Annotated in this window: 10 protein-coding genes and 1 tRNA gene; 3 read left to right on the forward strand and 8 right to left on the reverse strand. The window is 27.1% G+C overall.

The window, feature by feature from the left end:
* Positions 1-74: 74 nt before the first annotated feature.
* Together ACPKM0_RS04455 and hprK are read right to left on the reverse strand one after the other, a co-directional pair.
* Positions 75-338, reverse strand: coding sequence for an HPr family phosphocarrier protein (locus ACPKM0_RS04455; protein ID WP_472473696.1), 264 nt, complete (start codon positions 336-338; stop codon positions 75-77).
* A complete protein-coding gene (hprK, locus tag ACPKM0_RS04460) occupies positions 339-1,325 on the reverse strand; it encodes an HPr(Ser) kinase/phosphatase (RefSeq protein WP_472473698.1) in 987 nt (328 codons plus the stop codon).
* Positions 1,326-1,685: 360 nt separating this feature from the next.
* Here hprK and ACPKM0_RS04465 point away from each other — a divergent pair, with 360 nt between their 5' ends.
* Complete coding sequence (locus ACPKM0_RS04465; RefSeq protein WP_472473700.1) at positions 1,686-2,180, forward strand: hypothetical protein; 495 nt, start codon at positions 1,686-1,688, stop codon at positions 2,178-2,180.
* A gap of 403 nt (positions 2,181-2,583) precedes the next feature.
* Complete coding sequence (locus ACPKM0_RS04470; protein ID WP_472473702.1) at positions 2,584-2,919, forward strand: HPF/RaiA family ribosome-associated protein; 336 nt, start codon at positions 2,584-2,586, stop codon at positions 2,917-2,919.
* 82 nt (positions 2,920-3,001) lie between these two features.
* Here ACPKM0_RS04470 and rpoN read toward each other — a convergent pair whose 3' ends face one another.
* The 6 genes from rpoN to ACPKM0_RS04500 all read right to left on the reverse strand — a co-directional run bounded on the left by rpoN (position 3,002) and on the right by ACPKM0_RS04500 (position 7,631).
* Entirely contained in the window at positions 3,002-4,405 is a 1,404-nt protein-coding gene (gene rpoN, locus ACPKM0_RS04475) for an RNA polymerase factor sigma-54 (protein ID WP_472473704.1), read from the reverse strand.
* On the reverse strand, positions 4,405-5,139 hold the full coding sequence (gene lptB, locus ACPKM0_RS04480) for an LPS export ABC transporter ATP-binding protein (RefSeq protein ID WP_472473706.1): 735 nt from the start codon (positions 5,137-5,139) through the stop codon (positions 4,405-4,407). The genes rpoN and lptB overlap by 1 nt, the downstream gene beginning before the upstream one ends.
* 106 nt (positions 5,140-5,245) lie before the next feature.
* Positions 5,246-5,872: a hypothetical protein gene (locus tag ACPKM0_RS04485; protein WP_472473708.1), complete on the reverse strand. Its 627-nt coding sequence runs from the start codon at positions 5,870-5,872 to the stop codon at positions 5,246-5,248.
* A complete protein-coding gene (gene lptC / locus ACPKM0_RS04490; protein ID WP_472473710.1) occupies positions 5,856-6,395 on the reverse strand; it encodes an LPS export ABC transporter periplasmic protein LptC in 540 nt (179 codons plus the stop codon). Before lptC ends, ACPKM0_RS04485 begins: the two co-directional genes overlap by 17 nt.
* A 26-nt stretch (positions 6,396-6,421) precedes the next feature.
* Complete coding sequence (locus ACPKM0_RS04495) at positions 6,422-6,823, reverse strand: SoxR reducing system RseC family protein (protein WP_472473712.1); 402 nt, start codon at positions 6,821-6,823, stop codon at positions 6,422-6,424.
* A 1-nt stretch (position 6,824) separates the two neighbouring features.
* A complete protein-coding gene (locus ACPKM0_RS04500) occupies positions 6,825-7,631 on the reverse strand; it encodes a TIGR00282 family metallophosphoesterase (RefSeq protein ID WP_472473714.1) in 807 nt (268 codons plus the stop codon).
* A 126-nt stretch (positions 7,632-7,757) separates the two neighbouring features.
* On the opposite strand from ACPKM0_RS04500, the gene ACPKM0_RS04505 reads away from it, so the two are divergent.
* A tRNA-Leu gene (locus tag ACPKM0_RS04505) sits at positions 7,758-7,842 on the forward strand.

Below are 7,842 nucleotides of genomic sequence, written 5' to 3' on the forward strand. Positions count from 1 at the left end.
TAAGTGATATTAAAACTCCCCTCCTTAGTATCAATCAAGTAGTTAAACTTGTTCTCCCATATAATAAATAGCAGTTATTGTTCAAATCTATTTTCAAAAAGTTGTTCTAATGCATCTGCCATTTCTATTTCATCTTCACCTTCACAAGATATTTTTATTTCACTTTTGAAGCCTGCTCCTAATGTGATAACGCCCATAATGGATTTTCCATTAATTTTTATATCTTCTTTTTCCATATAAAGTTCGCTTTTATATTTATTAGCAACTTTCACAATCATAGCAGCAGGGCGTGCATGAATACCTGCTCTATTCCTTACAGTTAAAATTTTACTTACCATCTATAAGGTGCTCTCCTCATTTATATAATACATTTTTTTTGCTGATTCTGATTCAAACCATTTTAATACACTTTGGTCAAATTCTTTTGCAGAATGATAACCTAGTTGTTTTAATCTTTCATTTCTAGCAGCGGTTTCAATAATGATAGGTATATTCCTACCAGGTTTTACAGGAATTTCTAGTTTTGGTATTTCAATTCCTAAGAATGAAGCTTTCATAGAATCTTCACCGACTCTATCATAGTTTTTGTTCGAGTCCCATTCTTCAAGATGAACTATTAATTGAACTTGTTTTTTGTCTCTTATAGCTCCAACACCAAATATATTAGCAAGATTTATTATTCCAATTCCTCTTATTTCCATATGGTGTGCTAGCATAGGGTTCTCCCCACTACCAACTAAAAATGAACTACTTATATTTCTAAGTTTAACAGTATCATCACTAATAAGTCTGTGACCTCTTTCAATTAATTCTAATGCAGTTTCACTTTTTCCAACGCCACTATCACCTGTAATTAAAACACCGATACCATAAACTTCTACAAATACTCCGTGTATTGTTTGTGTAGGTGCGAATAAATCATCAAGCATTTGATAAATATGTCTTGAAAAATCAGAAGAAATAAGAGGGGTTTTAAGTAGAGGGGTTCCTGTTTCTTCAGCTAATTCAATAAATTTATCGTTTGGAGTATAATTATGTGTAAAAATACAACATGGTACATTGTAAGAAAATAATCTTTCAATATTACTATAATCATTATTTTCTTCTAGCATATCTAAATAGCTTTGTTCACCATGACCAAATATTTGGACAGCATTTCCAGCAAAAGCTTCAAAAAATCCCGAAAGAGGTAGACCTGGTCTACTTATCTTACTGCTAGATATTTTATTAGCTAGACCACTTCTTCCTGCAATACATGAAAGTTGCAATTTGTTGTGTTCTTTTAAATCAATATCTAATAATTCGAGTATTGTGCAGCTCGTCATATTTATACCTCCACTTGATATTTAGAATATCATAAAATTTTATAATTTTAAAGAAGAACATTAACAAATGTACACATTTATGAATATAAAGAGTTTCATTTTATTAGGAATTATTTGATTGTTTTTGATTTTTAAATATTTGTAATTTAATTAATTATTAATCTTTTAGAATGATTGTTTTATATATTTACTTATTATAGAAGAAAATATAAAAACTTTTTTTATTATGATATTAAGTGTATTAGTATTGATTGCTACTGTAAAATAGTTTAGTTTTTTTATACAAATAAGTTTAATTTAGGATAAATAATTATTTCTATATTAAATTTTGCGAAAACAAAACTATATTAGGGGTAGGTTTTGAAGAAATTATTTATTTTATTAATTTTAATTATGCTTGCATTGCCAATTGTTGCTGCAGAGACTGGTGGTAAAAATTCAACAGTAAATTTAAACTCTTCAATAGAAGAAACTTCGGTTGAATATGAATTATATTACAATGATAAACTAATTGAAGATGAAACTACAAAATATTCTATAAATATTGATACCCCATTAACTGAAAGTGGAAAAACTAAAAACTTTAGAATAAATGCAAATAGTAATTTGAATAAAGATTTAAGCATTTATGTTTATGTAAGACCTTATAATTTTAAAACTACTATAAATGATGATGAAGTTTATGATTCCAAAATATACCCTGAAGTTAAATATAATGAATCATTAAGTATTTTAAATGCTGGTTTAAATAAAGATTTAACTATAAGAGATTTTTATCTATATTGGGAAGGGAAAGAAGAATTACCTGCAGGTGATTATGAATGTAATGTTAAAATAATATATTTCATTCAATAGCAACCTTAACTTTTATTGTTTAAAAAAAGATTAATTTGGGAATAATTAATATTTTATAAATAAAATTATTTTTTTCTAAATGAAAATAAATTAAATTTAGTTCTCCTAATAATTTATATAGATTTTTACTATTCTCATTTGCTCTTGAAAAGAAAAACTTCATTTATTTGATTTGACTTTTATAGATTTCAGGGGTAATTTATATATATACAATGATAGTTTTTAATGAAAATTCATTAAATAAATCGATAAAAATGTGACAAAGAGAGGGTGTTAACGCTAAGTAATTTTTTTTATAAATAATTATATTTTTATAATTATTAAGCAGCAGAGTCCGTTGGACTTTTTTTAAATTTTAAAGATAGGAGGATGCTTTTTATGTAAAGTAAAAGGCAAGTAATACATGAATATAAAATACAAAGGTGTACATTACAGTCCAAGTGAAAAAACAGTAGAGTTTTTAGATAAGAAATTAGAAAAGATTCAATTTGCTGATAATTCAATTCAAGATTTAGAAATTGTGATGACAAAAGAAAAAGTAGGTCAAGGCTTCCATGTTGATGCTCACTTACATTTCAATTGGGGTACACGAAAAACTATTAGTTTAGATTGTTATGAACTATATGAAGGTATTGAAATAATTGTGGATAAGATATCAACTGCTGCAAAAAGAGAAAAAGGAAAGGTGAAAAACCATAAAAAAACAAGACCTGAATTCCCTGATGGATTTAGTGATTAGATTTGATATTTTAAAGATAAAGAACTGGGATTTTTCCAGTTCTTTTTTCATCTCTATCAATTAGATATATTTAATAAGAGAATTATCCTCTTAAGAATGTTGAATCAATATTTAGTTCTTTTCTATATTTAGAAACTGTTCTTCTTGCTATTTTTATTCCTTCTTCATTCAATTTATCAGCAATTTTTTGATCACTCAGTTTTTTTGTACCATCATAATCATTAATAATTTGCTTAATTCTTTCCTTTATAGAAGTTTTTGAATTAGCATCATTTACTGCATTCGAGAATAAGTTTTTAATTGGGATAATTCCCCAATCGCTATCAAGCCATTTTGAAGAAGCTAATCTTGAAACGGTTGTTTCATGAACTTCCATTTCTACTGCTACTTCTTTTTGAGTTAATGGTTTTAAATATAATGGACCTTTAAAGAAAAATTCACTCTGTCTTTCTATTAAAATTGTTCCAAGTTTAAATAGATTTTTGTTACGCATCTCTATTTGATTGATTAACTCTTTAGCATTAATTGCTTGCTCTTTTATATATTTTTTAGTGGCTGGATCATCTATTTCTTTTGCAAGATTAATAAAGTCTCTGCTTATTGTAAGATTCGGTAGATTATTTGAACTAGTTTCTAATTCAATTTTACCCTCTATTACATGTATAGCTAAATCTGGAATTACATATTCTCTTATTCCATTATCAAATTGAGATCCAGGAAAAGGATTTAATGTTTGTAAAAACGAATATAAATATTCATATGTTTCTTCATCTATTTTTAAATTAGTTAATACTTTCTTTATTTTTTTGCTACGAATGTTTTGTAATTCATTGTAGATTAATTTTTCAAAGGTAGGTAATAAGTATTTTTTTAATCCCTTTAGTTTAGCTTGAATACAAAGAGATTCTCTAAAATCTTCACAACAACAACCTTCTGGTTCATATCCTTGTATTTTCTCTTGCATTTTAACAAGCAAATCTTCTTTTTCACTTTGACTAAGATTATTTAATAAACTATTTTTTATTTCACCTTCGATTAATAAATGTGGATCTATATTGTTAAAACCTGTGGTATCAAGGTTTGAAATTAAGATCTCGCCCATTTCTTTTTCTTCATCAGTTAGATTATCTAAATGAAGTGCATCAATGAAGTGGTCTATTAAAGTTTCACTAGTGCTTAGTGTGTTTTCAATAAACTTTTGTTTTCTATCGCTTGCTTCTCTATCATAAACACCTTGATTATCAGAACCATATTCAGAGGAGTCTGATAAATCATCCCCTTTTGTTTTTTGTGGTATATCATTTCTTATTATATCTAATGATTGATCTGTTGAGCTTGGTATTTCTAAAGCGGGGTTGCTTTCTATTGCTTCTTGTACTTTAGCTTGTAATTCAGTTAAAGGAAGAGCTAATGTTTCAAGCCTTTGCATCATTAAAGGAGATAGTGATAATGTTTGTTTTGTACCTAGTTCTAAAGAGAGTCCCATTAGTAATCCTCCTCAAAAGTAGATCCAAAATAGATTTCTTTTGCTTCTTCATTTTCTAATAATGTTTTTTTATCTCCACTTGTTAATAGTGTTCCATTATTTATTATATGAGAGCTATGTGTAATTGATAAAGTATCACGAACATTATGGTCGGTTAATAATATACCAATACCTTTTTTGCTTAAGTCTCTTATTATTATTTTAATATCGCTTACTGCCTTTGGATCTATTCCAGCAAAAGGTTCATCAAGTAAAAGAAAATATGGGTTTGTTGCAAGCGATCTTGCAATCTCTGTTCTTCTTCTCTCTCCCCCTGATAAAGTGTATCCTGGCTGTTTTTTTATTTCATTTAACCCAAAATCTGAAATTAATTTTTCTAATAAGTCGCTTTTTTCTTGATCATTTAAATCATCTCTATTTTGGATAACTAATTTAATGTTATTTTCTACTGTTAATTTTCTAAATATAGAAGCCTCTTGTGGTAAGTAGGATAGGCCAGCTTTTGCTCTTTTATGCATAGCTAAAGATGTGATTTCTCTTTCGTCTAGAAAAATCTTACCTGAATTTGCTTTAATAAATCCAACTATCATATAAAAAGTTGTTGTTTTTCCAGCACCATTAGGTCCAAGTAATCCTATAACTTGTCCACTTTCCATAGAAAAAGATATTTTTTTTACAACATGTTTTTTGCCATAATATTTTTCAAGATTTTCAATGGTTAAAATATGTTTCATCTTTTTATACCTATTTAAGGCTTCCTCCTAATAAAATTTACTTTATTATAACATGCAATAAAAAAAACTACTATGTAAATAAACGAAGTTTATAGGGGGAGTTTTGTTAGTTAGTATAGATATTAGCTTCAATATTTCCATCCATGGAGATATCATTATTGTTCAGATTAATTGTCATAGCATTCGCTTGATAAGTATTTGAATCCCAATCTACTTTTGAACTACCTAATAAGGATAAAATGTTATTGTCTAAATCAAATCGCAAAGTATCGCTATTACATTTCATAATTTTATCATCACTATCATGTAATAGTTTTACTTCTATCATTAAATCTAATGTCATAGCATCTAAATTATATTCTAAATATGAAGAAGTAGCATAAATACTATTTTTAGTATCATTTATTTCATTCCAACCATTTATAACTAATACTTGAGTTTCTTGGTTATATTTTAAGCTAGAGCATTTAAGTGTTATTTCATTTTCCCTATCATAAAAAGTTATATTTTCAACGCATTCAACATATTTATAATCTTCGCCAGATAAAGTGATTTGTTCTGCTGTTATTTCTAAATCATCAATTTGAACATATGCTGAATTAGAAAGAGAAACTTTTTTATTTCCTTCTTGCATTGATAGAGTAGTATATCCTGAATTAAAATTAATATTACTTGCATATGCTGCAATATTTATGAAAAGAAGAATGATGATTATATTAATTTGTTTCTTCATATAATTCTCCTTTTTGGATTTCTTTAAATTCAAAATATTTTGTATTTAAATTAGCTGAAAGTCCTGTTCCAAGAAATAGACCATATTCACTAACTACATTTACATCAGCATCTGTATTTAAAAGATTATCCTTATTATTCCAATCTATTTTATCACATTTTATTATAAGGGATGGATTTTTAATATCAATAACTACATCATCTATTAACTCTAAATTATTATTATCATTATCAACATTGATAGTTTTGCATGAACCTTCAGCTATTAAAACTTTATCATTATCTGTAACTTTGAAAGAAACATCTTCAATTAATGTTTTTTCTTTTTTATTATAGAATTCTATGTTTCTAGATGTGAATTCAATCTCCATATCTTGTGACAATCTAACTTTATATATAGCATTATTTAGAATTAAATCCGCATGTTCAATAGGGGAAGTTTTTTCTTCATTTTCATTTATGAAAGAACAAGAGCTAAATAAAACTATAATAATTATTGAGATAATAATATTCTTATGTTTCACAAAACTCTCCTCTTTTCTTATATTAATTATTCACTGATTTTTTCTATAACTTTAGGATAATACTTATTTTTATTTACTTTAAAATAAATACCAACCCCTATAAAGCCTAGTATAATACCTAAAATACCAAAAAGAAATTGGTAACCTTCACTTTTAAAAGGTGATAATAAAAAGAATAATGGAAACATTAGTAGTGGAACCATTAATGTTATAAACGAAGTTGATATTGTTCTAGCTGGAGGTAAATATATTTTTATTCGATCTCCAATTTCTATTTTTTCAAAGTTCTTTGGAACTTTAGCGGTGAAAGTTTTTCCTTTTACATTGCAAAACATTGATCCACTACAGTGTGTACAAGTATCACTTGGACATGCTACTTCTATAAATTTATTTTCATTATTTTTAATAACTTCTACAATTTCGTACATTTTATTTTTCTTCTTCTAATTCTAAATCAAGTATTATTGTTTCGATATCACTTGCCATATTGCTTTCTTCATCAATATCTACAATAACACCTTGCATTTGTAATCTATCCCAACTTTCTTTAGATCTTGTCGGTATTGCATTTAAGAATTTCTTGATTTCTACACTGCTTTCAAACCCACCAACACTATTAGTAGATCCAACCATACCATTATCAGTAATATATGCTGTGCCTTTATCTAGAACTCTACAATCACTTGTTATTGCTTTACAATGCGTTCCAATTACAGCGGTAGCTCTTCCGTTTAATAAATAACCCATAGTATTTTTCTCTGCAGTTGTAGATGCATGAAATTGTACTAATACTATGTCTTGGTCTTTCTTTAATTTATCAACCAAACTATTTACCACTAAAAATGCGTTTGATAAATGCGTTCTTGGGAAATCACTATTTCCAAGAACATTGATTATTGCAATTTTCTTTTCATTAATTGTTATATATTTAATCCCTTTGCCAGGATTGTTAACAGGATAATTGATAGGACGTATAATAAAATTATTTTTATCTAAGAAATCTACCATATCAATCTTGTAATATATTTTTTCACCACCAGTAATTACATCAACACCAGCTTTGTGAATCATGATAGAATGATTTTTACCAATTCCAAAGCCATTGGTTACACCTTCACCATTAGCTATTACTAAATCAATATTTCTTGATTGGACTTCTTTTTTAAGTAATTTTTTTATTACTGTTGTGCCTGGACGACCTACTATTTCCCCTAAAAATAATACTCTAATACTCATAAACATAACACTATATTGCATTCGATTTTCAATCAAGTGAATTTATAGAAAAGTTTAAATATATTTATTAATTTATTCTTTCTAATTGTTGTTTATTTTTAATTATAGTAATATTTTTAAATATATGCCTAGGTGGCGAAATTGGTATACGCGCTTGGTTCAGATCCAAGTAGTTATTACAACTGTGCAAGTTCAAATCTTGTCCTAGGCA

The organism is Pleomorphochaeta sp., from assembly GCF_050031695.1.
Classification (GTDB): Bacteria; Spirochaetota; Spirochaetia; order Sphaerochaetales; family Sphaerochaetaceae; genus Pleomorphochaeta.

Excerpts from the sequence above, each read along its gene's own strand:
- ACPKM0_RS04455 (WP_472473696.1), bottom strand. The coding sequence starts at position 338 with ATGGTAAGTAAAATTTTAACTGTAAGGAATAGAGCAGGTATTCATGCA.
- hprK (WP_472473698.1), bottom strand. The coding sequence starts at position 1,325 with ATGACGAGCTGCACAATACTCGAATTATTAGATATTGATTTAAAAGAA.
- ACPKM0_RS04470 (WP_472473702.1), top strand. The coding sequence starts at position 2,584 with ATGAATATAAAATACAAAGGTGTACATTACAGTCCAAGTGAAAAAACA.
- rpoN (WP_472473704.1), bottom strand. The coding sequence starts at position 4,405 with ATGGGACTCTCTTTAGAACTAGGTACAAAACAAACATTATCACTATCT.
- lptB (WP_472473706.1), bottom strand. The coding sequence starts at position 5,139 with ATGAAACATATTTTAACCATTGAAAATCTTGAAAAATATTATGGCAAA.
- ACPKM0_RS04485 (WP_472473708.1), bottom strand. The coding sequence starts at position 5,872 with ATGAAGAAACAAATTAATATAATCATCATTCTTCTTTTCATAAATATT.
- ACPKM0_RS04495 (WP_472473712.1), bottom strand. The coding sequence starts at position 6,823 with ATGTACGAAATTGTAGAAGTTATTAAAAATAATGAAAATAAATTTATA.
- ACPKM0_RS04500 (WP_472473714.1), bottom strand. The coding sequence starts at position 7,631 with ATGAGTATTAGAGTATTATTTTTAGGGGAAATAGTAGGTCGTCCAGGC.